This is a genomic window from Streptomyces sp. NPDC020845, from assembly GCF_044334165.1.
Lineage (GTDB): Bacteria > Actinomycetota > Actinomycetes > Streptomycetales > Streptomycetaceae > Streptomyces.
On sequence record NZ_JBIRSJ010000009.1, the window covers coordinates 202380 to 228081 of the forward strand.

General features: G+C 72.9%; 22 protein-coding genes. 10 read left to right on the top strand and 12 right to left on the bottom strand.

The window, feature by feature from the left end; genetic code table 11:
- Positions 1–29 precede the first annotated feature (29 nt).
- Entirely contained in the window at positions 30–1475 is a 1446-nt protein-coding gene (locus tag ACH4U7_RS24535; protein WP_398529984.1) for an MFS transporter, read from the bottom strand.
- Positions 1476–1622: 147 nt separating this feature from the next.
- Between ACH4U7_RS24535 and ACH4U7_RS24540 the strand changes: the two genes are divergently transcribed.
- On the top strand, positions 1623–1955 hold the full coding sequence (locus ACH4U7_RS24540; RefSeq protein ID WP_398529985.1) for an ArsR/SmtB family transcription factor: 333 nt from the start codon (positions 1623–1625) through the stop codon (positions 1953–1955).
- A gap of 21 nt (positions 1956–1976) precedes the next feature.
- Here the strand turns inward: ACH4U7_RS24540 and ACH4U7_RS24545 are convergent, their stop codons facing one another.
- Positions 1977–4034 (bottom strand): HelD family protein, encoded by a 2058-nt coding sequence (locus tag ACH4U7_RS24545; protein WP_398529986.1) that lies wholly within the window; start codon positions 4032–4034, stop codon positions 1977–1979.
- Positions 4035–4327: 293 nt separating this feature from the next.
- Here ACH4U7_RS24545 and ACH4U7_RS24550 point away from each other — a divergent pair, with 293 nt between their 5' ends.
- Positions 4328–4906: a TetR/AcrR family transcriptional regulator gene (locus ACH4U7_RS24550; protein WP_398529987.1), complete on the top strand. Its 579-nt coding sequence runs from the start codon at positions 4328–4330 to the stop codon at positions 4904–4906.
- 19 nt (positions 4907–4925) lie between these two features.
- Here ACH4U7_RS24550 and ACH4U7_RS24555 read toward each other — a convergent pair whose 3' ends face one another.
- Positions 4926–6584, bottom strand: coding sequence for a DNA repair helicase XPB (locus ACH4U7_RS24555; protein WP_398529988.1), 1659 nt, complete (start codon positions 6582–6584; stop codon positions 4926–4928).
- A gap of 75 nt (positions 6585–6659) precedes the next feature.
- Positions 6660–9236, bottom strand: coding sequence for a helicase-associated domain-containing protein (locus tag ACH4U7_RS24560; protein ID WP_398529989.1), 2577 nt, complete (start codon positions 9234–9236; stop codon positions 6660–6662).
- Between the two features lie 115 nt (positions 9237–9351).
- On the opposite strand from ACH4U7_RS24560, the gene ACH4U7_RS24565 reads away from it, so the two are divergent.
- Together ACH4U7_RS24565 and ACH4U7_RS24570 are read left to right on the top strand one after the other, a co-directional pair.
- Positions 9352–10638, top strand: a complete 1287-nt coding sequence (locus tag ACH4U7_RS24565) for a hypothetical protein (RefSeq protein ID WP_398529990.1) — start codon at positions 9352–9354, stop codon at positions 10636–10638.
- A 225-nt stretch (positions 10639–10863) separates the two neighbouring features.
- The gene (locus ACH4U7_RS24570; protein WP_398529991.1) at positions 10864–11466 is read left to right on the top strand and encodes an HAD family hydrolase; all 603 of its coding nucleotides are present in this window, start codon (positions 10864–10866) and stop codon (positions 11464–11466) included.
- Positions 11467–11471: 5 nt separating this feature from the next.
- Here the strand turns inward: ACH4U7_RS24570 and ACH4U7_RS24575 are convergent, their stop codons facing one another.
- Positions 11472–11714 carry a hypothetical protein gene (locus ACH4U7_RS24575; protein ID WP_398529992.1) on the bottom strand — a complete coding sequence of 81 codons (243 nt, stop codon included), beginning with the start codon at positions 11712–11714 and terminating at the stop codon, positions 11472–11474.
- Positions 11715–11895: 181 nt separating this feature from the next.
- Between ACH4U7_RS24575 and ACH4U7_RS24580 the strand changes: the two genes are divergently transcribed.
- Entirely contained in the window at positions 11896–12279 is a 384-nt protein-coding gene (locus ACH4U7_RS24580; RefSeq protein WP_014177506.1) for a cold-shock protein, read from the top strand.
- 65 nt (positions 12280–12344) lie between these two features.
- On the opposite strand, the gene ACH4U7_RS24585 is transcribed toward ACH4U7_RS24580, so the two are convergent.
- The 4 genes from ACH4U7_RS24585 to ACH4U7_RS24600 form a co-directional block, all read right to left on the bottom strand.
- Positions 12345–13235 carry a 1,4-dihydroxy-6-naphthoate synthase gene (locus ACH4U7_RS24585; protein ID WP_398529993.1) on the bottom strand — a complete coding sequence of 297 codons (891 nt, stop codon included), beginning with the start codon at positions 13233–13235 and terminating at the stop codon, positions 12345–12347.
- Positions 13232–13987 carry a futalosine hydrolase gene (locus tag ACH4U7_RS24590; protein WP_398529994.1) on the bottom strand — a complete coding sequence of 252 codons (756 nt, stop codon included), beginning with the start codon at positions 13985–13987 and terminating at the stop codon, positions 13232–13234. Before ACH4U7_RS24590 ends, ACH4U7_RS24585 begins: the two co-directional genes overlap by 4 nt.
- Before the next feature lie 110 nt (positions 13988–14097).
- Positions 14098–14610: a hypothetical protein gene (locus ACH4U7_RS24595; RefSeq protein ID WP_398529995.1), complete on the bottom strand. Its 513-nt coding sequence runs from the start codon at positions 14608–14610 to the stop codon at positions 14098–14100.
- Between the two features lie 26 nt (positions 14611–14636).
- A complete protein-coding gene (locus ACH4U7_RS24600; RefSeq protein ID WP_398529996.1) occupies positions 14637–16088 on the bottom strand; it encodes an MFS transporter in 1452 nt (483 codons plus the stop codon).
- Positions 16089–16481: 393 nt separating this feature from the next.
- On the opposite strand from ACH4U7_RS24600, the gene ACH4U7_RS24605 reads away from it, so the two are divergent.
- Positions 16482–17393, top strand: coding sequence for a DUF3027 domain-containing protein (locus ACH4U7_RS24605; RefSeq protein WP_398529997.1), 912 nt, complete (start codon positions 16482–16484; stop codon positions 17391–17393).
- Positions 17394–17644: 251 nt separating this feature from the next.
- Positions 17645–21055, top strand: coding sequence for a sacsin N-terminal ATP-binding-like domain-containing protein (locus ACH4U7_RS24610; protein ID WP_398530234.1), 3411 nt, complete (start codon positions 17645–17647; stop codon positions 21053–21055).
- A 55-nt stretch (positions 21056–21110) separates the two neighbouring features.
- Here the strand turns inward: ACH4U7_RS24610 and ACH4U7_RS24615 are convergent, their stop codons facing one another.
- The gene (locus tag ACH4U7_RS24615; protein ID WP_398529998.1) at positions 21111–21929 is read right to left on the bottom strand and encodes an SAM-dependent methyltransferase; all 819 of its coding nucleotides are present in this window, start codon (positions 21927–21929) and stop codon (positions 21111–21113) included.
- 175 nt (positions 21930–22104) lie between these two features.
- Between ACH4U7_RS24615 and ACH4U7_RS24620 the strand changes: the two genes are divergently transcribed.
- Entirely contained in the window at positions 22105–22884 is a 780-nt protein-coding gene (locus ACH4U7_RS24620) for a calcium-binding protein (protein ID WP_398529999.1), read from the top strand.
- 33 nt (positions 22885–22917) lie between these two features.
- Here the strand turns inward: ACH4U7_RS24620 and ACH4U7_RS24625 are convergent, their stop codons facing one another.
- Positions 22918–23166, bottom strand: a complete 249-nt coding sequence (locus ACH4U7_RS24625; protein ID WP_398530000.1) for a DUF2530 domain-containing protein — start codon at positions 23164–23166, stop codon at positions 22918–22920.
- 212 nt (positions 23167–23378) lie between these two features.
- On the opposite strand from ACH4U7_RS24625, the gene ACH4U7_RS24630 reads away from it, so the two are divergent.
- Positions 23379–24845, top strand: a complete 1467-nt coding sequence (locus ACH4U7_RS24630; protein ID WP_398530001.1) for an NCS2 family permease — start codon at positions 23379–23381, stop codon at positions 24843–24845.
- Between the two features lie 56 nt (positions 24846–24901).
- On the opposite strand, the gene ACH4U7_RS24635 is transcribed toward ACH4U7_RS24630, so the two are convergent.
- Positions 24902–25099, bottom strand: coding sequence for a ribbon-helix-helix protein, CopG family (locus ACH4U7_RS24635; protein ID WP_014177490.1), 198 nt, complete (start codon positions 25097–25099; stop codon positions 24902–24904).
- A gap of 130 nt (positions 25100–25229) precedes the next feature.
- On the opposite strand from ACH4U7_RS24635, the gene ACH4U7_RS24640 reads away from it, so the two are divergent.
- Positions 25230–25673, top strand: a complete 444-nt coding sequence (locus ACH4U7_RS24640) for a MarR family winged helix-turn-helix transcriptional regulator (protein WP_014177489.1) — start codon at positions 25230–25232, stop codon at positions 25671–25673.
- The last annotated feature ends 29 nt before the right edge of the window (positions 25674–25702 follow it).

Genomic DNA, 25702 nt, shown 5'->3' on the forward strand with positions numbered 1-25702 from the left:
CCATGAAAAGCCCGACGACCGCACGGACATCAACCAGCGGTAGCCGCGCGGTCGTACGAGCGGTCGTACGAGCGGTCGGGGGTGCGGGTCGTCGTCAGGACCGTGGCCGTGGCGAGCAGGGCCAGCAGCGTCGCCGTCAGCGGGAACCAGCGGTCGCCGAGGAGTGCGATGGACGCGCTGCCCGCGCCGCCGCCCGCCGCCATCCCGAGGTAGAGGGCGCTGCTGTTGAGGGAGATCAGCAGGGGTGCGTTCGGCGGGTCGAGGGAGGCCAGCCGGTGGGGGAGCGCGACCGAGACGGACCAGCCGGCGACCGGGGTGACCAGGGCGTAGAGCAGTGCGCCCGGCATGGTCCGGCCGAGCCAGGGGAGGGACAGGAAGGCGAGGGCCGTGACCGCGCTCCCGGTGAGCATGACGCTGCGTACGCCCCAGTGGTCCACCGCCCGGCCGCCCAGCCAGCTGCCCGCCACCGATGCGATGCCCATCACCAGCATCACCATGCTCAGGCGTCCGGCCTCGCCGCCCGTGGCGGGGCGTATGGCCGTGGCGATGTAGATGTACACGGAGTTGAAGGCGAGGAAGAAGAGGAAGGTGGTGGCCGTTGCCGCGACGACCCGGCGGTCGCGCAGCGGGGTCAGCCGTTCGCGCAGCCCGGGTGGAGTCGGCTGCCTGGGCTGCGTGGTCGGGGTGCCGACGCTGGATGCGGCACCGGGCGTAGCACCTGCTCCGGCACTCGGCGCGGCCGCGGCACCCTGCGTGCCAGCAGCCGGGCCACCAGCAGCGCGCGGTCCAGCCGCGGCCCCGGCACCGGCGCCCGGCGCGCCAACAGCAGCGCGCAGCCCGGCCGCGACGCCGGCACCCTGCGCGGCACCGGCGCCCGGCGCGGCACCGGCCGAACCACCAGCCGCCCGCGCCCACGGCGCCCCCGGCGTCCCCGGCAGCTCGCGCAGCAGCAGCGCCTGGCCCGCCAGGGCCGCCGCGCCGAGGGCGACGACCAGCCACATCGTCAGGCGCCAGTCCGTACGCCCGATCCAGGTGCCCAGCGGTACGCCGAGCGCGGTCGCCACCGTCATACCGCCGAGCACGGTGGCCAGCGCCCGGCCGCGCCGTTCGGGTGGGACGAGCGAGGTGGCGACGGCGTTGGCGGTCGGGGTGTAGAGCGCGGCTCCGGCGGCGGCCAGTACGCGGGTGGCGAGCAGCAGGGGGTACGTGGGGGCGAGGGCGCTCAGCGCGTTGGCCGCGGTGAAGACGGTGAGCGCGGTGAGCAGCAGTTGGCGGCGCGGCCAGCGGGCGGTGAGGGTGGCGAGGACGGGCGCGAGCAGGGCGTATGCGAGCGCGAAGACGGTGACCATCTGCCCGGCGGTGGGGACCGATACGTCCAGGTCGCGGGAGATCAGGCCGAGGATTCCGGCCATCACCATGGAGTCGGTGCCCACCGCGAAGGTGCCGAGGGCGAGCAGGAGCAGGCGTAGCCGCACGGGTGTCCTCCCCGAAAGACGGTTTGATATGCGTCCAACAATAGGGATGGTTGGACGAGTGTCAAACTGTTTCGGGTTGATGAATGTCAAACTGTTCTGGGAGGACGGGACAGGACGGGGCGAGCGAGAGCGAGGAGGGTGGGCGAGGTGGACGAACGGCTGCCCCAGCCCGATGCCGAGGACATCGAGCTGGTAAAGGTCATGCACGCACTCGGTGATCCGGTGCGCCTGTGGCTGCTGTGCGTCTACGGCGACGGCGAGGAGCACAGCTGTGCGCCCGAGGCGGTGAGCCTCGACCATCTCCACAAGTCGACCGTCTCGCACCACATGCGGGTGATGCGCGAGGCCGGGCTCACCACCACGCGAGTCGCCGGGCGCAACCGCTATGTGCGGCTGCGCCGCGACGAACTCGACGCCAGGTTCCCCGGCCTCCTCGACGCGCTGCTCACGTCCATGCCGTGGAGCAGGGACGCGTTGTAAACGGGCCCGGAACCGGCCCGCTCAGACCAACTGCTCCGGGAGCGGCGCCGCGTGGACCACCGTCAGCCCCGACACCGCCCGGGTCAGCGCCACATACAGGCGGCGCAGTCCGGTGCGCTCGTCCGGTTCGCCGTCGACCACCGCGGCCGGTTCGTCCAGCACCACGTAGTCGTACTCCAGACCCTTGGCCAGCGTCGCCGGGACGAGGGTGAGGCGGGCGGCGGCGCTGGTCTCCTCGCCGGGGGAGAGATACGCCAGGCCCGCCGCGTCCAGGGCGCCCGCCAGCACCGGGATCCGCGCGTCGGCCGCGATCAGGCCGATCGAGCCCTCGTGGCCCAGCGCCTCATGGCAGGCGGCGATCACGGCGGAGTCGAGTGCGGCGGGGTCCACCGCGCGTACGGAGAAGTCGCCCGCCGCCTCGCGGATCGAGGTGGCCTCCGACAGCCCGGGGGCGATGGCGGGCAGCAGCCGCGAGGCGTATGCGATCACCTCGCGCGGCACCCGGAAGCCCTGGGTCAGTTCCTCCACCGCCGCCCCGGACTTGCCGAGGTGGACGAGGGCGTCCTCCCAGGTCGCCGTCGCCCACGGGGTGGTGCCCTGTGCGATGTCGCCGAGGATGGTCGCCGAGCCGGTGGTGCAGCGGCGGCCCACCGCCCGGTACTGCATGGGGGACAGGTCCTGCGCCTCGTCCAGGACCACATGGCCGAGCGAGTGCGTGCGCTCGACGAGGTCGGTGGCCTCGTCGATGAGCACCGCGTCCGCCGAGGACCACTGCGCGGACTTCACACCGCGCGGCGGCTTCGACCACAGGATGGTCTTCTGCTCGTCGGCGTCGAGGATCCCGTCCGCCTGCTCGGCGAGGAAGTCGGGGTCGGAGAGCAGCCGCAGCACGAGTTTGGCCGGGTCGACGGGCGGCCAGATCTCCTTGACGGCCGCCTTCACGGCGGGGTTGCGGGCCACCGCGTTCTGCACCCGGTCGTCGGGCGCCTCGCCGGCCTGTTCCATCCGTACGAGCACGGCGTGCGCGATCCGCTGCGGCAGCGCCTCGCGGGCCGCGCCGTACCGGATGTCGCGGTCCAGCAACTCGCGGACCATCTCCTCCAGTTCGTACGCCGGGACCCGCCAGCGCCGCGAGCCGCGCACCACCACGCACGGCTCGGTCGGCAGCGTGACGTGCGAACGTACGGCGCGGCGCAGCACCTCGGCCATCCGCGCGTCGCCCTTGAGGCCCGCCGCGTCGGCGCCGTCCGTGCCCCGCACCTCCACATGCGCGACGAGGTCGTCCACCGTGGCCTGCCCGACCTGCAACTCGCCGAGCGCGGGCAGGACTTGCTCGATGTAGTGGAGGAAGGACCGGTTCGGGCCGATGACGAGGGTGCCGGAGCGGGCGAGCCGCTCCCGGTGCGCGTACAGCAGATACGCGACCCGGTGCAGGCCGACCGCAGTCTTCCCGGTACCCGGCGCCCCCTGGACGCAGACCGTGCCGCCGATTCCGGCGCGTACGATCTCGTCCTGCTCGGGCTGGATCGTGGCGACGATGTCCCGCATCGGGCCCACACGGGGCCGCTCGATCTCGGCCTGGAGCAGCTTGCTCGCGTGCTCTGCCTCGGTCGGGTCGGTCAGGTGCTCGTCCTCGTACGCGGTCAGCTCGCCGCCGGTGTAGCCGAAGCGGCGGCGCAGCCCGATGTCCATCGGCGTCTTCTTCGACGCCTGGTAGAAGGGCTGGGAGACCGGCGCGCGCCAGTCGATGACCATCGGGTCGCCGTCGGCGTCGTGGACATGCCGCCGCCCGATATAGAACTGCTCGCCTTCCGCGCCCTCCGCCGACTCCGCGCCCGGCGCGTGCAGATAGTTCAGGCGGCCGAAGAACAGCGGGGTGTCGGCCAGGTCGGCGAGGGCCTTGATGCGCTCGTCGATCTGGCGCTGGAGGACTTCGGCGTTGACCCAGTTGGCGGTGACGTCCTTGATGTCGAGGGCTTCGACATCGGCGCGCATGGCGCGCAGGGCGGCACGGGACGCGGCGAGATGGGTGCGCTCCCGCTCGAGCGGGTCGGGGTGGTCAGGGGCGTGCGAGGGCACGGCGTAGCCTCCGGCGTGTACACAAAGCAGACAGACAAAGTGCGGGGCGTGAATGGCTCACGTCAGAAGCCGGCCGGTTTCCGTCCGGGCGGCGGCTCTCCCGGGGTGGTCGGGAGGCGGCAAGACGGGCGATTGTAGCCAGTGCTCCGCGGGGCCGCGAATGATTTTCCCCGCGGCTTGCCCCGCGGCTTGCCCCGTGGCTTTCCCAGTGGCTTTGCCCGCGGTTTTCCCCGCGGACCGGCCTGGTTGGATGGGCCAGGTGTTGAGGGAGACGAGGGAGAGGGAGGTGGCGCATGGCCCGTGCCGGTCTGACGCCTGAACGGGTGGCGGAGGCGGCGGCGGATATGGCGGACTCCGTCGGCCTGGAGAACGTCACGATCTCCGCGCTGGCGCGCGGCTTCGGAGTGGCCGACGCGAGCCTGTACTCGCACGTCAAGAACCTCCGGGACCTGCGCGTACGGGTCGCCTTCCGCGCCGCGAGCGACTTCGCCGACCGCCTCACCGCGGCCGTTGCCGGGCGCGCCGGGCGCGACGCCCTGATCGCCTTCGCCAACGCCTACCGGGCCTTCGCGCTTGAGCACCCCGGCCGGTACGCGGCGACGAACATCGAGATCGACCCCGAAGTGGCCGCCCGGTCCACGGGCGGCGCCCGCATCATCGAGGCCACGACCGCCGTGTTCCGCGCGTACGGGCTCGGTGACCCGGATCTGACCGACGCCATTCGGCTGGTGCGCAGCACCTTCCACGGCTACGCCAGCCTCGAGGCGATCGGCGCCTTCCGGGATCCGCGCGACGTCCAGGCGTCATGGGAGCGCGGTGTCAACGCCCTGGCCACGCTCCTGGAGAACTGGCCGTCGTACGCCGCCGACTAGCGGGCGCCACAGCCGGGCGTCACACGTCCTCGACGTCCTCGCCCGCCAGCAGCGCGTTCGCGTCCACGATCCGGTAGGCGTACCCCTGCTCGGCGAGGAACCGCTGGCGGTGGGCGGCGAAGTCCTGGTCGATGGTGTCGCGCGCGACGACCGAGTAGAAGACCGCCTGGTGGCCGTCCGCCTTCGGCCGCAGGACGCGGCCGAGGCGCTGGGCCTCCTCCTGGCGGGACCCGAACGTCCCCGACACCTGGATGGCGACCGTGGCCTCCGGGAGGTCGATCGAGAAGTTGGCGACCTTGGAGACGACCAGGACGGAGATCTCGCCCTGCCGGAAGGCGTCGAACAGCTTCTCGCGCTGCGCGTTGGTCGTCTCACCCTTGATGACGGGCGCGTCCAGATGCTCGCCCAGCTCGTCAAGCTGGTCGATGTACTGGCCGATGACCAGGGTCTGCTGCCCCTTGTGCCGCGCCACCAGCGCCTCGGTGACCTTGCGCTTGGAGTCGGTCGTCGCGCAGTAGCGGTACTTCTCGTCGGCCTCGGCCGTCGCGTACGCCAAACGCTCGTGCTCCGTCAGATTGACCCGGACCTCGACGCAGTCCGCGGGCGCGATATAGCCCTGCGCCTCGATCTCCTTCCACGGCGCGTCGAAGCGCTTGGGGCCGATGAGGGAGAAGACATCGGACTCCCGGCCGTCCTCCCGCACCAGCGTCGCGGTCAGGCCGAGCCGGCGGCGCGCCTGCAGATCGGCCGTGAACTTGAAGACCGGCGCGGGCAGCAGATGCACCTCGTCGTAGACGATCAGGCCCCAGTCGCGGGAGTCGAAGAGCTCCAGGTGCGGGTAGATGCCCTTCCGCTTGGTCGTGAGGACCTGGTACGTGGCGATGGTGACCGGGCGGATCTCCTTGCGCGTCCCGCTGTACTCGCCGATCTCCTCCTCGGTGAGCGAGGTGCGCCGCACCAGCTCGTGCTTCCACTGGCGGGCCGAGACGGTGTTGGTCACCAGGATCAGGGTGGTGGACTTGGCGGTGGCCATCGCCCCCGCGCCCACCAGCGTCTTCCCGGCGCCACAGGGCAGAACGACGACCCCGGACCCGCCGTGCCAGAACCCCTCGACGGCCTGCTTCTGGTACGGCCGCAGCGCCCAGCCGTCCTCGTCCAGCTCGATCGGATGCGCCTCGCCGTCCACATACCCGGCCAGGTCCTCGGCGGGCCAGCCCAGCTTGAGCAGCACCTGCTTGATCTGCCCGCGCTCGGAGGGGTGGACCACCACCGTGTCCGGGTCGACGCGCTGGCCGACCAGCGGCTGGATCTTCTTCGAGTGCAGCACCTCCTGGAGGACCGGGCGGTCGGAGGTCTCCAGGACCAGGCCATGGGTGGGGTGCTTGAGCAGCCGCAGCCGCCCGTAGCGCGCCATGGTCTCGGCGACGTCCACGAGGAGGGCGTGCGGGACGGGATAGCGGGAGTACTGGACGAGCGCGTCCACGACCTGTTCGGCGTCGTGCCCGGCCGCACGGGCGTTCCACAGGCCGAGCGGGGTCACCCGGTAGGTGTGGATGTGCTCGGGAGCCCGCTCCAGCTCGGCGAAGGGGGCGATGGCGCGGCGGCAGGCGTCCGCCTGCTCGTGGTCTACCTCGAGCAGGAGCGTCTTGTCGCTTTGGACGATCAGCGGTCCGTTCACGCGCCTGGGCCCTTCATGACGGGGTTGGGGGGCAAGCATCCAGTGTTACGCACTCGGGAGGGTGAACGGGAATGGTCACGTTCCCGCCGAGTCGTCCGCCAGCTCCGCGACCCCCGTGATCCGGTGCAGCGGGTATGTGCGCACCTCGTCGGCCGTGTGGTCGTACGCCGTGACGAAGCCGCCCTCGACGCGCACCGGGGCGATGACGCGCTGGCTGGCCGCGCCGTCCGCGTTGACGTAGCCGATCCAGACGGCCGAGCCGGTGAGGGCCGCGGCCTGCATGGTGGCGAGGGTGTCGGCGGAGGTGGTGCGGGGGAGTCGGCCGCTGTCGGTGGCGGACGCCGGGACGGGCTTGTGGGGGGCCGTCGCGGCGCGGTCACCTGCGCGGATGGCGCGCACCGCCGCGCCCAGAAGCGTGTCGTCGGGCACCGGCGGGCCCTCGGGCACGGGGGCGGGGGCCGAGCGGGGCGGGGTGCGGTGGGCCTCGGCGCGGGTGATCAGCACATCACCCTCGGCGGACTCGGCCGCCGGCGCGTACCCCATCGCGCGCAGGCCCTCCAGCAGCGCGTCCGGCGCCGCCTGCGCGGCCAGCACGGTCGGCGCGAGGCGGCGCAGCCGCAGACCGGCCGAGCGGCGGTCGGCGAGGATCTCGGTCAGCAGGGTGTCGTCGTCGCAGCGTACGTAGGCGGAGGCGGCGCCGACGCGGAGTCGGCCGTGCTTACGGGCCACGTCGTCGATGAGGTAGGCGAGCGGCTGGGGCACCGGGGTGCGGGAGTGCTCCGCGAGGAACGCGTGCAGGTCGGACGCCGCCCGCCCGGCGTCCAGCGCGCGGCGTACGGAGGCGGGTGTGAAGCGGTAGACCGTGGCGCCGCCCTTGGATTCCACCTCGGCCAGGACGCCGAGCGTCGCCGCGAGCGGCCGCTCCAGCGGGCCGGGCGCGACGGCGGTGAGGTCGGCCTGGAGGAGGACGTGGTCCAGCGGCTGGGGCAGCAGCGGCGCGAGCAGCCGCGCGGCCGTCGCCGCGGCGGCGGCAGCCTCGGCCCCGGACAGCGGTCGGCCGGCCGCGGGGCCCGCCGGGGGTGGGGCCGCGGGTGGGCGGGGGCCGAGGAGGGCGGCGCCGTGGGTGGAGAGGGCGCCGCGGCCGGTGACGCCGAGCAGTTCGGCCTCGGGCAGCGTCCACTGGGCCAGCCGGGAGCGCAGGTCGTCGGCGGGTGCGCCGCGGTGGGCCGGGCGCTCCCAGCGCAGGCGGGCCAGGAGCGCTTCGGTGGTGGGCGGGGCGCCGGGTGGGAGGGCGGCGAGGAGTTCGAGGACGCGGCGGCGCACCTCGGGGGCGGGGGACCGGTCCAGCTCCGGGCCGAGGGCCGCGAGCGTACGGCCCTTCACGTCGCGGCCGCCGACCAGGCCCGGTGTGCGGGTCGCGGTCAGCCAGGCGGCGGCGAGCCGCGCCCAGCGCTCCTCGGCGGGCAGCCCGAGCCAGTCGTCGTAGGCGGGGGTGGGCGCGTAGCGCTCGTCCGTCTCGCCGTCGGAGGCGAGCAGCCCGGCCGCGTACGCCAGCTCCACCCAGAACGCGGCCACCGGCTCGGACACATCGAGCGCCGCGGCGGTCCGCTTGAGGTCCCGTACGCTCACGCCGCCCGCGCGCAGGACGGGCGGTCCCGCGGTCTCCCACTGGCCCAGCAGCTCCTCGACCGTGGACAGCGCGGTGAAGGCCTCGCCCGCCGCCGTGGCGTCCACAGCCTGTGGATTGTGCCGCGCCGCGGGCGGAAGGGGCGGCGGCAGTGGTTCGGGCGTGCGGTGCGCGCGGCCGCCGCGCAGATGCAGGGCCACCTCGCGGGGCAGCACCACATTGCGCGGCCCGGACGGCAGTAGCAGGCCGCGGGCCAGCAGCCACTCGACGGGCGGGCTGGGCGAGGCGACGGACGCCTCCCCGTACGGCGGGCCCCAGGTCAGCCTGGACAGGACCGCCGTCGCGCCGGCGGGGGCCGCCACCAGCAGCGCCGCCATACGGGGGCGGTCGCCGAAGAGTCCGGTCAGGGCGGCCACCGCGGTGACCGGGTCGTGGGTGGGCGGCAGCCCGGCCGCCGCCAGGATCTCCTGGAGCCGGCCGGGGGACATACCGGCCGTGGCCTCCTGGACGGTTGGGCCCAGACCGGTCGGGGAGGGGGCCGTGGGCGAAGGGGCCAGCAGCTCATGGGCGGTGCGGACCAGGCGCAGCCGGTCGTCGCCGCCCCAGGCGAGGGCCTGGGCGCGCAGGGTGGCCACGGCGCGGGGGAGTTCGGCGAGGATCTGGTCGCGGGTGGCCTCGTGGGGCGCTTCGGGCTCCGGGGCGTCGCCGGCCATCAGCGCGCTCAGCGTCTCGTACGAACACGGGTCCGGCGCTACCGCCAGCGCCTCCGCGGTCTGCAGCGCGAACCGGTCCAGCCGCTCCACCGCCCGTACGACCGAGGCGCGGGTGCCGGCCCGGGTGGCGAGCTGGGTGAGGTCGTTCGGCACGGGGGACAGCAGGTCGGGGCGGGCGTGCAGAAGGGTGGCGAGGGCGTCGTCGGGGCGGGTGCGCAGCTCTTCGGCGAGCGTGCGCGGCGCTCCGCGGCCGCTGTCCCGTGGGCCGGTCTCTGCAGGCACGTATGCCTCCCGATTCCGCGAGCTGGTCATTCGATCCACGATACCGGGGGGTGATGACGAGCCGGGGGTGCGGCGGGCAGCCGGTCCGGCGCGGTACCGTCGGAACGATCTGATACGCCAGCGGTGCGCATTGTCAGGGGTCTTGGTGGGGATCGAGAGCGAACAGCTCGTCTACGACTATCTGAGCCGTGTCGGCGATCTGGCACAGCAGCGGGGGTTGTCATCCGGCGACCGGATGCGGCTGGTCTCCGAGTTGCGCGCCGATATCGACCAGCGGCGGGCGTCTTCCGCCGGCTCGGACAGCCCGGCGGGGGTGAAGCGGATCCTCGCGAAGCTGGGCACGCCCTCGGAGGTGGTGACCGCCGCGGGTGGCCGCCCGGGAGCGGGCGCCGCGACGAATGGCGGCGCGGCGGGCGACGGCCCGGCTGGTGGCGGCCCGGCGAGCGGCGGCCCGGCGGGCGGTGGTGCCGCGGGCGCGGGGAGCGCAGGGCGCGCGGGCGGGGCGTACGGGGGTGCGGAGCCGTCGCGCGGAGCGGGCGCGACCGGGATGGCGCGGGCGGCCCGCGACAAGCTGTCCGGGTTCGCCGAGCGCAGCGGGCTGATCGGCAAGGTGCCCTCCCCGCGCGACGGTGACTCCCCGGCCCGGCCCGAGTCCCCGTCCGGCGAAGCCGGGGCAGACTCCGGGCCGTCGCCCCGTCGGCGGTCGTCCACCGCCGCGTCGCCGCCTCATCTCGCGGGCGAGGACGAGCTCGGCCCCCGCGAGTCCAACCCCGACTGGTGGCATACCGAGCCGGGCCCGTTTCTCCAGCCCGAGCAGCGCGATTCGCCGTTCGGCCAGGTGGAGGGGTTCGTCGGCGGGGTGGAGATCCCCGAACTGCTCGGCCGGCCGACCGAGTCGGACCAGGAGAACGAGGGTGCCGCCGAAGGAGCCTCGGGCACAGGTACGGGCACGGAACAGGGCGCCGACGCGGGCGCGGAGGAGGCGGAGGCCGACACCGGCGGCGGCAGGGCCGCCCGCAAACCCGGGCTGCTGCGCCGGGCGCTGCGGCGGCGCGGCGCGAAGGGCGACGGCGGCGGAGACGGGGCCCAGAAGGCAGGCTCCCTCGGTCTGTTGCCCCTGCTGGCGGTCGTGCTGCTCGTGGCCGGTGCCGCGCTGGGCGAACTCATCGTGATGGCCTTCGGCTGGGTGATCATCTACGGCGCGCGCAAGCTGTCGCGTGCCGAGATGAGGTGGGCCGCGCTGGGCATGCCCGGCCTGGTCGTGGCCGCGACCATGGCCTGGCTGTGGGGCCGGGCCTCCGGCAGATGGGGCGAGCCGATCCCCGAGAACGGCATGGGGGACGCGGTGCGGGCAGCCTGGCCGGTCGTTGTGCGCGCCGCGGCGATCGCGTCGGCGCTCTTCCTCGTATGGCGCACGAGGCGTCGGCGCTGACCCCGGCGCCCGACCGCCCCGTACCCGACCGCCCCGTACCCGACCGCCTCCGCGCCGACCTGCCCCGGCACCTGACCGGCCCCGTGGTGAGCGCCACGTCGGCGGCACGGAGTCAGCGGTTCCGCGCGGGGGAGAATGTCGGGCATGTCTTCGTCTTCGCCCGCATCCGCTGCTGCGCCCGCCGCATCCGCTACGTCTGCTGCGCCCGCCGCATCCGCGCACCCCGTGACCGTCGGTTTCGACCTCGACATGACCCTGATCGACTCCCGCCCCGGCATCAAGGCCGCCTACGAAGAGCTCTCCGCCGTCACCAGCACCTTCATCGACACCGACCTCGTCATCACCCGCCTCGGCCCGCCGCTGGAGCAGGAGCTCGCGCACTGGTTCCCGAAGGAGCGGATCGACGAGGTGGGGGACCTGTACCGCGAGCTGTACCCGGAGTACGCGATAGCCCCCACGCCCGCCATGTCCGGTGCCCGCGAGGCCGTCGCCGCGGTGCAGGCGGCCGGTGGGCGCGCGGTCGTGGTGACGGCCAAGCACGAGCCGAACGCCAAGCTGCACCTGAGCCATCTCGGCATCGAGGCGGACGCGGTGGTCGGCTGGCTGTGGGCCGAGGCGAAGGCGGAGGCGCTGCGCGAGTACGGCGCATCGGTGTACGTCGGGGATCACACGGGCGACGTGCGCGGCGCACGCACGGCGGGCGCGCTGTCCGTGGCGGTCGCGACCGGGCCGTGCGGCGTGGAGGAGCTGCGTACGGCGGGGGCCGACGTGGTGCTCGACGACCTGACCGCCTTCCCGGCATGGCTGGCCCGCCACCTGGAAGGATGACCCGCTCAGGGGTTGGGAGGACGGCGCTGCGCCCTGATCGAGCGCAGCAGGCCCGCCGCGGAGAGCGCGAAGCCGACGCCCATCAGCATGCACACGAAGTACGCGGCCGATGGCAGCGGGTGCAGGCCCAGGAAGAGCGGGGCTACGGTGATCAGAGTGGCCACGGCGCCCACGCCGAAGACGATCACGCCCAAACGCACCATCCGGTCGCCAGGGGCCGTTCCGTCGTGTGGTGTTTCATTGCTCACCGCAACAGGGTAGGTCGGAGCAGAGCGCGCGTAGGAACCACCACCCGGAACCACCCGGGTACGTCTTGTCACCAGGCTCCGGACCATTAGCCTTGGTGGTGGCGGGTCTTACGACCCGCTGTAGTGCTATCCAGACCCGTTTTTACGTGTTTTCCGACGAGTGACGAGGACGAGGACAGACGTGCCTACCGGCAAGGTCAAGTGGTTCAACAGTGAGAAGGGCTTCGGCTTTCTCTCCCGTGACGACGGCGGCGACGTCTTCGTCCACTCGTCAGTGCTCCCGGAAGGCGTTGACTCGCTGAAGCCAGGACAGCGGGTTGAGTTCGGCGTCGTCGCCGGTAACCGCGGTGACCAGGCGCTTTCGGTGACGGTGCTGGACCCGACCCCCTCTGTCGCGGCAGCCCAGCGGCGCAAGCCCGATGAGCTGGCGTCCATCGTCCAGGACCTGACCACCCTGTTGGAGAACGTGACGCAGCAGTTGGAGCGCGGGCGCTACCCCGACAAGGCACATGGCCACAAGATCGCGGGCATGCTGCGGGCGGTGGCCGACCAGCTCGACGTCTGAAGTCCGGTCAGATTCGACGTCTGAAGTCCGGCAAGGAAAACCCCGCCGGACCGAGAGCGTTCCGGCTAGACGAACTCCAGCGCGTTGTGGCCGAGGGGCGGCACCAGCCCCTCGGCCGCCGCACGTGTGAGCAGCCCGCGCACCGCGGCGTAGCCGTCCTCGCCCAGGTCGGCGGTGAATTCGTTCACGTAGAGCCCGATGTGCTGATCGGCGACCGCCGGGTCCATCTCCTGTGCGTGCTCCAGGACGTATCCGCGCGAAGCCGTCGGGTCGTCCCAGGCCGCTCGTACGGACGTACGCGTGGCCTCGGCGATGGCCCGCAGCCGCTCGGCGCCCAGCGACCGCTTCGCGACGATCGCGCCGAGGGGGATCGGCAGGCCCGTGGTGAGCTCCCAGTGCTCGCCCATGTCAGCCAGGCAGTGCAGACCGTAGTTCTGATAGGTGAATCGGGCTTCGTGGATGACCAGCCCGGCGTCGACCCGGCCGTCCCGTACGGCGGGCATGATCTGGTCGAACGGCAGCACGATGACCCGGCCGACCCCGCCCGGCACCTCACCGGCCGCCCACAGCCGGAAGAGCAGATACGCCGTCGAGCGTTCGCTCGGCACGGCGACCGTCTTGCCGGCCAGGTCCTTGGCCCGCCCCGGCTCCTTGGTGAGCACCAGCGGACCGCAGCCGCGCCCGAGCGCGCCGCCGCAGGGCACCAGCGCGTAGTCGCGCAGGATCCACGGCAGAACGGCGTACGACACCTTCAGCACATCGCGCTCGCCGCGCTCCGCCATGCCGTTGGTGATGTCGATATCGGCGAAGGTGACGTCGATCGCGGGCGCGTCCGGGACGCGGCCGTGTGCCCAGGCGTGGAAGACGAACGTGTCGTTCGGGCAGGGCGAGTACGCGATGCTCAGCGGCTGCGGCGTCGACCGCGGACTCTGCCGCGGGGGCGTGGGGGCGGTCATCTGCTGGGTCCCTTCCAGGTGGCGAGGGCGGGCGGGAGGTGACGGAAGGCGCTCGCCAGGGCGTCGAGCGCTTCGCCGATCCGCCAGGCGGCCCGGTCGCGCGGGCCGACGGCGTTGGAGATCGCCCGTAGCTCCAGAACGGGCACGCCGTGCGCGGCGGCGGCCTCGGCCACCCCGAAGCCCTCCATCGCCTCGGCGGCGGCGCCCGGGTGCCGTCGGCGCAGCTCCGCGGCGCGCTCGGCGCTGCCGGTCACGGTCGAGACGGTGAGCACCGCGCCGCGCACCGCCCCCGTCGCCTCGGCCACGGCCCGTACGAGCGCGGGCGGCGGAAGGTGTTCGACGGTTCCGAAGCCGAGTTCGGTGACGGCGGCGAAGCCGTCGGGGGTCTCGGCGCCCAGGTCGGCGGCGACGATCGGTTCGCCGACGACGACGGAGCCGAGGGGCGCGGGGGCGAAGCCGCCGCCGATGCCGGCCGAGACGACGAGCCCGTACGGCGTGTGTCCGAGCTCGGCGGCGGTGAGGGCCGTGGCGGTCGCCGCCGCCGCGGCGGCGGGGCCGACCCCGGCGTCCAGCGCGTCCACGGTGAGCGGGGGGCGTACGACCCGGTGCAGCGTCCGCCCGCCGGGTACGGACACCCTGGCTTCAGCAGTTTCGGCGGCTTCGGCCTCGGTCGCTGTCTCTGTCGCGCTGACGACGCCACGTACCACCGCGTCCCGCTCGGCGGGCACGGCGGTGACGACGAGTACGCGCATCAGCGGCTCCCGGATCTCCTGGATCTCGCGGATCTCCCGGTCAGGCGTCGGTTGTCAGACGCCGAGTGTCAGACGCCGGGTGTCAGACGCCGGTTGTCAGACGCCGGGTGTCAGGCGTCCCGCGTGAGCTTGATCGGCCAGGCGCCCTTGATCCCGCTGTTCTTGCCGGTCTCCACCACCACGATCGTCACGCTGTCGAGCGTGGTGGTCTGGCCGGTCTGCGGGTTCGTCTGCTCGAACAGCTTGTCGCTGTCGAGGCTGCGGTAGGTCTTCTTGGACTGGCCGTTGATGACGCCGTGGGCCTCGCTTATCACGAGCCATCCCGACTCGGCGATCTTCGGGTCCACGCCGACCCGCACCTTCTCACCGGGGCTGACCGACAGCGACTGCTCGGGCTTCGCGGTCAGGCACGCCGTGACCTTCTTCTCGGACTTGGCGACGACCTTGTCGTCCTTGTAGCAGCCCTTGGCGGCCTCGGTCGTCACGGTCTTCGAACCGACCGTGACCGTCGCCAGCGGGGTCGGCTTGTCGCAGGCGGAGAGGGCGACGATCCCAAGGGACACGGCACAGGCGGCGGTGGCGGCCCGGCGGCCCTTGCCCCTGGTAAACAGCGCAGCGGTCATGCGGGCAGGCTACCGGGCTGGGTTGATCAAGCCACGCGGGGGTGTGTCGCTCCCTGCCGTGCGGCCGCCAGCAGCCCCCGTACGCTCGCCGCCGCGCCCAGCGCGATCATCGCCCCGGCGACCGCCATACCGAGCGCGCCGCTGAGCGGGAGAACGATGCCCACGGCCCCACCGATGACCCATGCCAGCTGGAGCGTGGTCTCCGAGCGGGAGAAGGCGGAGGTGCGGACCCGCTCGGGCACATCGCGCTGGATCAGCGCGTCCAGCGACTGCTTGGCCAGCGCCAGCGCGAACCCGGCGGTCGCGGCCACGACGGCGACCATGACCGCGCTGTAGAGGGCGGCCGACACGATGAGCACGCCCAGGGCCGAGGTCAGCACCACCGCGATGATCCGCTCCGGCCCGCGCGCCCGCAGCCAGGCGCCGATCGCCGTACCCAGCGCGTTGCCGCCGCCCGCCGCGACCGCGGCCACGCCGAGCGAGATCTCGGGGGACAGCCCGCCCAGTGGGTGCTCGCGGAGCAGAAAGGCGAGGAAGAAGGTCAGAAAGCCGGACAGCGTCTTGAGGGAGGAGCATGCCTCCAGGGCGTGCAGCACGGAGGGGCTGACGTTGCGCAGGCCGACGCGGCGTGGGGCCTTGTCGCCCACCTTGTCCGTCTTGTTGACCTGTTCATCCGTATCGCTTGCCTTGTCGCTTTTATCGCTCGCCGAGTGTGTCGGCTTCGGCAGATGCAGATGGTGCTCACCGGAGGTGAGCTGCACCTTGCCCTCGCCCTTCGCCGAGTCGACCTTGTGCGGCAGCGTGAAGGAGAGGAAGCCGCCCCCGACGAACACCGCGCACGCCCCGTACAGCGGCCAGCTCGGCCCGATCTGGTGCAGCCCGGCCCCGACGGGCGCCGCCAGACCGGTCGCGAGCAGCCCGGCGAGCGTGACCCGTGAGTTCGCCTTGACCAGCGAGAAGCGGGGTGGGAGCAGGCGTGGCACGACGGCGGACCGTACGACGCCGTACGACTTGGAGGCCACCAGCACGCCCAGCGCCTCCGGGTACAGCTCGAGCCCGCCGCCCGCCACCGCGCCCGCGATCATGAGCGCGAGCACGGCCCGCGTGAGCATGGCGCTGGCCATCGCGGCGCGCCGGCCGTGCGGAAGGCGGTCGAGCAGCGGGCCGACGATGGGGGCGAGCAGGGCGAAGGGGGCCATGGTGATGGCCAGGTAGAGGGCGACGCGCCCGCGCGCCTCGGCGGTCGGTACGGAGAAGAAGACGGTGGAGGCGAGGGCGACGGTGATCAGCATGTCGCCCGCGGAGTTCACGGCGTGCAGCTCGATCAGCTTGCCGAGGCCGGATTCGCCGGCGCCGTGGGCGTGGGTGGCCCGGCGGATGCCTCTGCCGGTCGCGGTGAACGGGAGGTGCAAGGCTCGGCCGATTCGGCGGCCATGCCGTCGGATCGGGCCGTCGCCGATGAACCTCGTGACTTCCACCCGACCATGGTGCAGCCAACAGGGCCGGTATGTGAGGCCCCTGACCGCCATCCGGAACTATGCGTTCCCCTTTGGTGGCTCATGGGTGGCTTGTTCCACCGCTTTCGCAAGGCTTCCGGACGGCTTCCGGGCGGACGGGGGTGGGGCGGGGAGGGCCGGACAGGGTAGCGTGCGTTACGCGCCACCGACGGTCGTTCTTGGCCACGCGCCGAGTCGCCATCCCGCAGAATGGATGAGACATACAAGGTGCGCCCGAGGCCGGATCGGGTGCGGACGTCGACGCGGTCCTATGGTCCGCTCCGTCCGTGCTCCCGCGTCCCGGCCGTGTGGCTGGCGCACTCGTCAAACGGCTGCGACGGCGTGGAAGAGAGAATCGATCCTGTGAGTGCTGCGATGCGAAGCCGTACCCCCGACCGCCTGTGCGCCGAGGCGGTCGAGCTCGCGCGTGAGGCGGCGGCGGAAGCCGCCCATCCAGGCACGGTCGGCGCGCATGTGCGCGCGGTCGCCGACGCGGACCGCGTCGTCACCCACCTCTTCGAGTGCCAGGAACCGGGCTACCGGGGCTGGCGCTGGGCGGTGACCGTCACCCGTGCCTCCCGTGCGAAGGTCGTCACCGTCGACGAGACGGTGCTGCTGCCAGGACCGGACGCGCTGCTGGCGCCGGAGTGGGTGCCCTGGAGCGAGCGGCTGCGCCCCGGCGATCTGGGCCCGGGCGATCTGCTCCCCAGCGAGGCCGAGGACCTGCGGCTGGAGCCCGGCTACTCGGGCGAGGACGTCCCGCCGCCGAACTCCATCGTCTCGGAGGAGATGCAGCAGCTCGCAGCGGTCGAGGACGCCGATGTGACGGCGGGCGCGCCCGCCGTACAGGAGGCGCCGCCCGCGGTCGGGAGCATCGCGGCGGTCGCCGAAGAGCTGGGCATGCGCCGCGCCCGCGTGCTGTCCCGCTACGGGCTGTATGACGCGGCGGACCGCTGGGACGATGCGTTCGGCGCCAGGACGCCGATGGCGCAGGCCGCCCCCGCGTCCTGCGCGACCTGCGGCTTCCTGATGCCGCTCGCCGGGTCGCTGCGGCAGGCGTTCGGGGTGTGCGCGAATGAGTTCAGCCCGGCGGACGGGCGCGTGGTGTCCCTGTCGTACGGCTGCGGGGCGCACTCCGAGGCCGCCGTGATGCCGAAGCCGCCGCGTCCGGCGGCGCCCGTGATCGACGAGACGATCGTCGAGCCGCTGGCGCTGCGGGGGCCCGCGGAGCGGACCGGGGGGTCGGTGGAGGCGGATGCACCGGCGGAAGAGCTCGGCCACTCCTGATCGGTCCCCGGAGGCCGTTCCTGATCGGCCCCCCGGGCCTCGCCTCTTGGCGCCCGCCCGCTCTCCCGTCTGCTGTGGCAGGAGGGCGCCGCGAGATCGAGGGCGAGGTGGCGGTACGTTCGGCGACAGCAGTGGGGAAGGCGGGCCGCGGGGGAACTCGGTGACGCGGGACGCATCCCCAGGGACTGACCCAGACGGACCCAAACGGTCCCCGACCAGGACCCCGGAGGCGACACGTGAGCAGCACGGCGATGGTGCGAGGCGCGACGGAGGACGCGGATCCGTTCGGGACCGCGCGGCTGCGGCGCGGCGTACTGGACGCCTGGGCCGCTTCGCCCGCGAGGTTCCGTGAGGACGCCAACGCCGAGGAGGACCTGGCGTTGGGCGGCCACCGGGATCGCCTCGTGGTCGAGTTGGCGCAGAACGCCTCGGACGCCGCCGCCCGGGCCGGGGTGCCCGGCCGGCTGCGGCTGACCCTGCACCCGGCGCGGGACGGCGAGCCCGCCGTGCTGGCGGCGGCCAACACCGGGGCGCCGCTGGACGCGGCCGGCGTGGAGTCGCTGTCCACGCTGCGGGCGTCCGCGAAGCGGGACACCGCCGCGTGGGACGAGCCCGGCGCGGCGGTCGGCCGGTTCGGGGTGGGCTTCGCGGCGGTGCTCGCGGTCAGCGACGAGCCCGCGGTCGTGGGCCGCTCGGGCGGTGTGCGCTGGTCGCTGGCGGAGGCGCGCGAGCTGGCGTACGGCGCGGCGGCGGCGAGCCCCGGCCTCGGGGACGAGCTGCGCCGCCGCGACGGGCACGTACCGCTGCTGCGGCTGCCGCTGCCCGCCGAGGGCACCGCGCCCGAGGGGTACGACACGGTGGTCGTGCTGCCGCTGCGCGACGGCGCCGCCCAGGACGTGGTGGAGCGGCTGCTGACCGGTATCGACGACGCGCTGCTGATCACCCTGCCGGGCCTGGCGGAGGTCGTGGTCGAGACGCCCGAGGGCGTACGGACGATGCGGCAGACACGGGCGGAGGGGGCGGGCCCGTACACGGTCGTCGAGGACACCGGCGCCACGGGCGGGGCCCGCCGGTGGCGGACCGAGACCGCGGGCGGCCCGCTGGACGCCGCGCTGCTCGCCGACCGCCCGGTGGAGGAGCGGCTGCGGCCGGTGTGGTCGGTGACCTGGGCGGTACCGGTGGACGCGGAGGGCGCCCCGGCGCGGCCGGACACGGCCCCGGTGGTGCACGCACCGACGCCGACGGACGAGCCGCTGGGCGTGCCCGCGCTGCTCATCGCCTCCTTCCCGCTGGAGCCGACCCGCCGCCACACCGCCCCCGGGCCGCTGACGGACTTCCTGGTGGAGCGGGCGGCCGAGGCGTACGCGGCGCTGCTGCGCGACTGGCACCCGGTGGGGGTCGGCACGATCGGCCTGGTCCCCGGCCCGCTGGGCAAGGGGGAGCTGGACGGCGAGCTGCGGCGGCGAATTCTGGAGCTGCTGCCGCGCGTGCCGTTCCTGCCCAGCGCCGCCGCTCCAGTGGGTGGCGAGACGGACAGTGGCACCGAGACGGGCTGGCTGGGCTCGCCGGACGCGCTGGGCCCGGACGCCGCGCAGGGCGGTCCGGGGAACCCGGGCGGCGGTGCGCCGGCCGAGCGGTGGGACGACGAGATCCTGGGCGACGTCCTCGTCGGCGGCTCGGAAAGCGAGCCGTACGCGCTGCGGCCCCGGGACGCCGAGATCCTGGAGGGCGCGGGCGCCGAGACCGTCCAGGTGCTGGCAGAGCTGTTCCCGACGCTGCTGCCCGCCGGTCTCGAACGGCGGCAGGAGCTGCGGGTGCTGGGCGTGGCGCGGGTGCCGCTCGGCGAGGTGATCGACCGGCTCGCGGGCGTCGAGCGCGCCCCGGCGTGGTGGCGGCGGCTGTACGACTCGCTGGGCGGCACCGACCCGGACCGGCTCACCGGGCTGCCGGTGCCGCTGGCGGACGGGCGTACGACGATCGGGCCCCGGCAGGTGCTGCTGCCGCTGCCGGGCGAGACGGGCGGCGAGGGCGAGGAGGCCGAGGGCGAGGCGCAGGGCGACGACCGGCACCGCACCCTGGCGCGTCTCGGCCTGAAGGTCGCGCACCCGGATGCGGCCCACCCGCTGCTGGAGAAGCTGGGCGCGACCCCCGCGACCCCGCGGGCCGTGCTGACCACGCCCCAGGTGCGGGCCGCGGTCGCGCACTCGCTGGAGGCGGAGGACGAGTACGACCCGTTCACGGATGACGAGGGCGCGCCCGCCGCCGCGCTCGACCCCGACACGCTCGCCGAGACGGTCCTCGGCCTCGTCCAGCAGGCCCGGCTCGCGCCCGGCGACGAGCCGTGGCTGGGCGCGCTGGCGCTGCCCGACGAGGAGGGGGAGCTCGCCCCCGCCGGGGAGCTGGTCTTCCCCGGGAGCGCCTTCGAGCAGGTGATGCGGGAGGGCGAGCTGGCCGCGTGCGACGCCGAGCTCGCCGAGCGGTGGGGCGAGGAGACGCTGGCCGCGGCCGGGGTACTGGCGGGCTTCACACTGGTGCGCGCCACCGATGTGGTCCTGGACCCGGACGAGCTCGAACCGCGCGAAGGGGACTTCGCCGAGCCCGACGACGTGGGGCTGCTGGACGCGGTCGACGTGTGGTGCGAGGACGTCCTGGACCGGCTGCCCGAGACCCCGGTGCCGCCGGTGGCCACCGAGATCGTCGCCGTACGGGACCTGGATCTGGTCGACGACGACGCCTGGCCCAAGGCGCTGGCGATGCTCGCCCAGCCGCCGCTGCGCGACGCGCTCACCGCGCCGGTGCGGGTGCTGCTGCCGGACGGCACGACGGAGGTCGTGCGCTCGTACACCGCCTGGTGGCTGCGCGGCCACCCGGTGCTCGACGGGCGCCGGCCGGCCGGGCTGCGCGCGGCCGGGGGCGACCCGCTGCTGGCCGGTCTGTACGAGGCGGTGGACGCGGCCGGGTTCGAGGACGAGCAGGTGCTGCGCGCGCTGGGCGTACGCACCTCGGTCGCCGCGCTGCTCGACGAGCCGGGCGGGGCGGCGGAGCTGCTGGCGCGGCTGGCCGACGAGGACCGCCCGGTGACCCCCGCCCAGCTGCACGCCGTCTACGGGCTGCTGGCCGACCTGGACCCCGACCAGGTGACCCTGCCGGACGAGCTGCGCGCCGTGGTCGACGGCGAGCCGCGCGTCGTCGACGCGGGGGACGCGCTGGTCGCGGACGCGCCGGACCTGATGCCGCTGGCCGAGGCGGAGGCCCGGGCGCTGCTGCCGGTGGGGCCGACGCGGGCGGCGGAGGTGGCCGAGCTGTTCCAGGTGCGGCGGCTGAGCGAGGCGTACCCGGCCCCGGTCGTCTCCCAGGGCGAGCAGCACGAGGTCCCGGCGGCGGTGCGCGAACTGCTGCCGGGCGCCCCGCTGTCGTACGTCGAGCACGAGGAGCTGCTGGTCGAGGGCGGCGCCGAGCCTGACGGGCGGGCCGAGCCTGACGGGCGGACCGAGTTGGATTGGCGGTACATCGACGGCACGCTGCACGCCTCGACGCTGGAGGGCGTGGCGGCGGGCCTGGCCTGGGCGGCGGGCCAGTGGGCGCGCCGCTTCGAGGTGGCGGCCCTCCTGGAAGACCTGACCCGCACCGACGAACTGGCCCGCGCCCGCTGGTTCGACTGACCGGGCCGTGCTCGCCGCTACCCGAAGCCTCGGGTAGCGGCGAGCACGTACGTCGCTACCCCTTGCGTCCCACCCCCGCGTAGATCCACAGATCCCGCGCGTCCGCCTCCGCCCGCTCCCGCTCGGTCTCCGGCTTCCAGCGGTGCGGCATCACCACGCCCGGTTCGACGAGCTCAAGCCCGTCGAAGAAGGCCGTGATCTCCACGTGGGTGCGCCCCTGCACATGGATGCCGCTTGCGCGGTAGAGGTTGGTGACCGCGTCGGAGAGGCCGGGGCGGGGGTCGATCGCGCCGTGGGAGAGGACGAGATAGCTGCCCGGCGCCAGGGGGGCCAGCAGCCGCTGGACGATGTCGTACGGCTTGCGGTCGTCGCCGATGAAGTGCATCAGCGCGTTGAGGGACAGCGCGACCGGCTCGCTCAGATCCAGCGTGGCGTGCAGCTCATCGGCGGCCAGGATGGCCTCGGGGTCCTCGACGTCGGCGTGGAGGTAGGCGGTGCGCCCCTCGGGGGTGGAGAGCATCAGCGCCTGTGCATGGGCCAGGACGATGGGGTCGTTGTCGGCGTAGACGACCCGGGAGGCGGGGGCCGCCTGCTGGGCCACCTGGTGCAGATTGGGCTCGGTGGGGATGCCGGTGCCGATGTCGAGGAACTGCCGGATGCCCGCCTCGGTGGCCAGCCAGCGGGTGGCGCGGTGCATGAAGGCCCGGTTGGCGCGGGTCCACGGGATGACGTCGGGCCAGACGGCCTCGACCTGTTCCGCGGCCCGGGTATCGACGGAGTAGTGCGTCTTCCCGCCGAGGAAGTAGTCGTACATGCGAGCCGAGTGCGGCTTGCTGGTGTCGATTTGGTCCGCGCGAAAACCATGGCCGGTCATGAAGCCCACATTACTGGTCAGTTGGCGTGAGAAGTGAGCAACTTTCATACCCGGAAAGAATCGTGGGGCCACTGAAGCGCTTGTGAATGATCAGTGAAGATCGTACGGTTGTTCCCTGTCGGGCTCCGCTGCCGCATGCCCGCGGCCGGGCCCTCTCAGTCCTGTGGGGGGACAGATGCGTAAGCGCACTACCGTCGCCATGCTCGCCGCCGCCACCGCGCTGGGCGGTCTGGCCGCCCCGGCGGCTGAGGCGGCCCAGGCGGCAAAGACGGACGGGTTAGGCGACACCACGATCACAGACGTCACGGTCGACGGCGCGGGGAGGATCCCCGTCGGGACGACGGACGCCAAGACCTTCAAGGTCGCGGTGGTCGCGAAGGACGACTCGGGCATCAAGCGCGCCGAGCTCTACCTGGACGGGCCGTCGTACGGCTACCTCCAGCCGGACGCCAAGGTGACGTGCGTCACCTCGGCCGCGGACGCCACCACCTCGACCTGCACGGGGACCTTCACCATCGACCCGGAGATCGACTTCGCCGACAACACCCCGGCGGGCACCTGGTACGTCAACGCGTGGGTCGACGGCAAGGACGGTGACTACTTCACCTCCGACCAGGCCGGCTCCTTCACGGTCCAGCGGCTGTCCAAGCTGACGGTCGACGCCTCGCCCGAGCCGGTGAAGAAGGGCAAGACCCTCACCGTGACCGGCGCGCTGACCCGCGCCAACTGGGAGACCGGCGCCTATGCGGGCTACACCAACCAGCCCGCGCAGCTCCAGTTCCGCAAGCGGGACAGCGACACGTACACCACGCTCAAGACGGTGAACACGGGCAGCCGCGGGGCGCTGAACACGACCGTCACCGCCACGGAGGACGGCTGGTACCGCTGGACCTTCGCGGGCACCTCGACCACCCCGCCGGCCACGGCGGGCGGGGACTTCATCGACGTGCAGTAAGGCGTGCAGTAAGCGGCCTTGGGCCGAGGGTGCTCAGGACTCGCCGGAGCGGCGGATGGCCGCCTCGCGGGCGCGGACGTACCAGATGCCGAGCAGCCCCAGGCCGCCGCCGGCCAGGCAGGTCCCCAGCCACCACAGATGGCCGCGGTCGTCGTACCAGCCGTAGAAGGGCAGCTGGACCAGGAAGAGGACGAACCACACGATCGTGCCACCGGTGATCGTGGCGACGACATTGCCCTCCAGGGGCGCCGGGGCCTCGTGCTTGGGGGTCCACTTCGTCATGCGCACAGCTTACGGGCCGGGTGTGGGGCGGCGAGAGCGCCGTCCCGCACCCGGCCCGCTCGCTTACCGTCACCGGCCGTCACCGAACGTCCGGGATTGGCGTTTTTGTACTTCATCTATTCATACTGAAACGGTCCGGGTCTGGCTGGATTGTCTTGTCTGATCATCCAAAATGGCCCGTTGGTTATGTTCACGCACCTTTGAGGTACTTCATGTCCCCCTCGGCCACCGCGCCGGCCGACGCCAAGCAGCAGGCTCCGGCACCCCCCAGAAACGGCCTGGACAGGTTCTTCCGGATCAGCGAGCGGGGGTCCTCCATCTCCCGGGAGGTCCGCGGCGGTCTGGCGACCTTCTTCGCGATGGCCTACATCATCGTGCTCAACCCGATCATCCTCGGGAGCGGCGAGGACAAGTTCCACCATCACCTCGACAACGCCCAGCTCGTCACCGCCACCGCCCTGATGGCCGGCCTGACCACCCTGCTCATGGGGGTCATCGGCAACGTCCCGATCGCGCTCGCCGCCGGGCTCGGCATCAACGCCGTGGTCTCGCTGCAGCTCGCGCCCAAGATGAGCTGGCCGGACGCCATGGGCATGGTGGTCCTTGCGGGCCTGGTGCTGATGCTCCTGGTGGCCTCCGGGCTGCGGCAGCGGGTGATGGACGCGATCCCGGGCGGGCTGCGCCGTGCGATCGCGATCGGCATCGGGCTGTTCATCGCCCTGATCGGCCTGGTCGACTCGGGCTTTGTCACCCGTAACCCGGACAAGGCCAACACCACCGTGCCGATGGGCCTGGGCATCGAGGGCAAGCTGCAGGGCTGGCCGGTGCTGATCTTCGTGGCCGGGCTCGCGCTCACCTTCGTCCTGGTCGTCCGCAAGACGCGCGGTGCGATCCTCCTCGGCATGGTGACCATGACGGTGGTCGCGGTGGTGATCAACGCCGTGGCTGATATCCCGGGCGGGAGCTGGGGGCTGACCACCCCCGAGCTGCCGGACAAGGTGGTCGCCACCCCGGACTTCGGCCTGATCGGTCAGGTCAGCCTGTTCGGCGGCTTCCATGAGGTCGGCATCCTCACCGGCTGTCTGTTCGTCTTCACCGTGCTGCTGTCCGGCTTCTTCGACGCCATGGGCACGATCATCGGCGTCGGCGAGGAGGCGGGGCTCACGGACAAGCGGGGCCAGCTGCCGGGGATGGGCCGGATCCTGATGGTGGACGGCGTCGCGGTCGCGGGCGGCGGCTTCGGCTCGGCCTCGGCCAACACCTGCTTCGTGGAGTCCACGGCGGGTGTCGGGGAGGGCGCCCGTACGGGCTTCGCGAACGTGGTGACCGGTGGGCTCTTCCTGCTCGCGCTGGTCTTCACCCCGCTGGCCGAGGTCGTCCCGTCGCAGGCGGCGACCCCCGCGCTGGTGGTCGTGGGCTTCCTGATCATGGCCGCGAACGTCAAGGAGATCGACTGGAGCGACTTCACGATCGCGGTCCCGGCCTTTCTGGCCATGATCTCGATGCCGTTCACATACAGCATCACCAATGGGATCGGCCTCGGCGTGCTGTCGTATCTGCTGCTGCGGATCGCGACCCGGCGGATGCGGGAGGTGCCCTGGCTGCTGAGCGCGGTCGGGCTGTGTTTCCTCGTCTACTTCCTGCTGCACCCGATCCAGCAGGCGCTCGGGTCCGGCTGACCCGCTCGGGTCCGGCTGACCCCGGCACACAGACATACGGGCGCGCCGGTGGGGCCTTAAGGGGCCCGGCCGTAGAAGCGCTCCGTCTCGTCGACGGACGTTTTGAAGCGTTCGTCGAAGTCCTCGCGAATGAGCGTCCGGATGACATAGTCCTGGACGCTCATTCCGCGTTTTGCGGCATGCTCCCGGACCCGGTCCAGCAGCTCGCCATCGATCCGTAGGCTGAGCACTTTCGATCCCGTGGGCGATCCCATGCGGCCAGGGTCCCCGTGACATGCGTCTCGCTGCGTCACTTTCCGGAACCGACTCACTCGTATGGGTGAATATGTTACCGGGTCGTCATGCAGGTTTCATTAGACGAGGTAATGAGTTATGCTAAAGACCATGCCGGATCTGTCCCATGGTGGCACCGAAGACACAGCCGCCGTGAACGCACTGCGATCCGCCGTGATGCGTCTGTCGCGACGGCTCAAGCACCAGCGCGTCGACGAGTCGCTCAGCCCCACCGAGATGTCCGTACTGGGCACGCTGGCCCTGTGCGGCTCGGCCACCCCGGGCGAGCTCGCCCGTAAGGAGCATGTCCAGCCGCCCTCGATGACCCGCATCGTGGCGCTGCTCGAGGCCAAGGGACTGGTCAGGCTGGAGCCGCATCCGGAGGACCGGCGGCAGAAAGTCGTCTCGCCGACGGAGCGGGCAGAGGCCATGCTCGAAGAGAGCCGGCGCAGGCGGAACGCCTGGCTGGCCGAGCTGGTCGGCGGGCTGACCGAGGAGGAGTGGGCCGCGCTTCGCGCCGCCGCGCCGGTCTTGGAGAAGCTCGCGCAGATGTAAGAGGAAACGAGCCGCTTGGAGGCGAACGC

Bases quoted from the DNA above. Each gene is read 5' to 3' on its own strand.
- ACH4U7_RS24620 (WP_398529999.1), top strand. From the start codon at position 22,105: ATGCGTAAGCGCACTACCGTCGCCATGCTCGCCGCCGCCACCGCGCTG.
- ACH4U7_RS24560 (WP_398529989.1), bottom strand. From the start codon at position 9,236: ATGACCAGCTCGCGGAATCGGGAGGCATACGTGCCTGCAGAGACCGGC.
- ACH4U7_RS24630 (WP_398530001.1), top strand. From the start codon at position 23,379: ATGTCCCCCTCGGCCACCGCGCCGGCCGACGCCAAGCAGCAGGCTCCG.
- ACH4U7_RS24625 (WP_398530000.1), bottom strand. From the start codon at position 23,166: ATGACGAAGTGGACCCCCAAGCACGAGGCCCCGGCGCCCCTGGAGGGC.
- ACH4U7_RS24605 (WP_398529997.1), top strand. From the start codon at position 16,482: ATGCGAAGCCGTACCCCCGACCGCCTGTGCGCCGAGGCGGTCGAGCTC.
- ACH4U7_RS24640 (WP_014177489.1), top strand. From the start codon at position 25,230: ATGCCGGATCTGTCCCATGGTGGCACCGAAGACACAGCCGCCGTGAAC.
- ACH4U7_RS24550 (WP_398529987.1), top strand. From the start codon at position 4,328: ATGGCCCGTGCCGGTCTGACGCCTGAACGGGTGGCGGAGGCGGCGGCG.
- ACH4U7_RS24615 (WP_398529998.1), bottom strand. From the start codon at position 21,929: ATGACCGGCCATGGTTTTCGCGCGGACCAAATCGACACCAGCAAGCCG.
- ACH4U7_RS24590 (WP_398529994.1), bottom strand. From the start codon at position 13,987: ATGCGCGTACTCGTCGTCACCGCCGTGCCCGCCGAGCGGGACGCGGTG.
- ACH4U7_RS24635 (WP_014177490.1), bottom strand. From the start codon at position 25,099: ATGGGATCGCCCACGGGATCGAAAGTGCTCAGCCTACGGATCGATGGC.
- ACH4U7_RS24595 (WP_398529995.1), bottom strand. From the start codon at position 14,610: ATGACCGCTGCGCTGTTTACCAGGGGCAAGGGCCGCCGGGCCGCCACC.
- ACH4U7_RS24610 (WP_398530234.1), top strand. From the start codon at position 17,645: ATGGTGCGAGGCGCGACGGAGGACGCGGATCCGTTCGGGACCGCGCGG.
- ACH4U7_RS24585 (WP_398529993.1), bottom strand. From the start codon at position 13,235: ATGACCGCCCCCACGCCCCCGCGGCAGAGTCCGCGGTCGACGCCGCAG.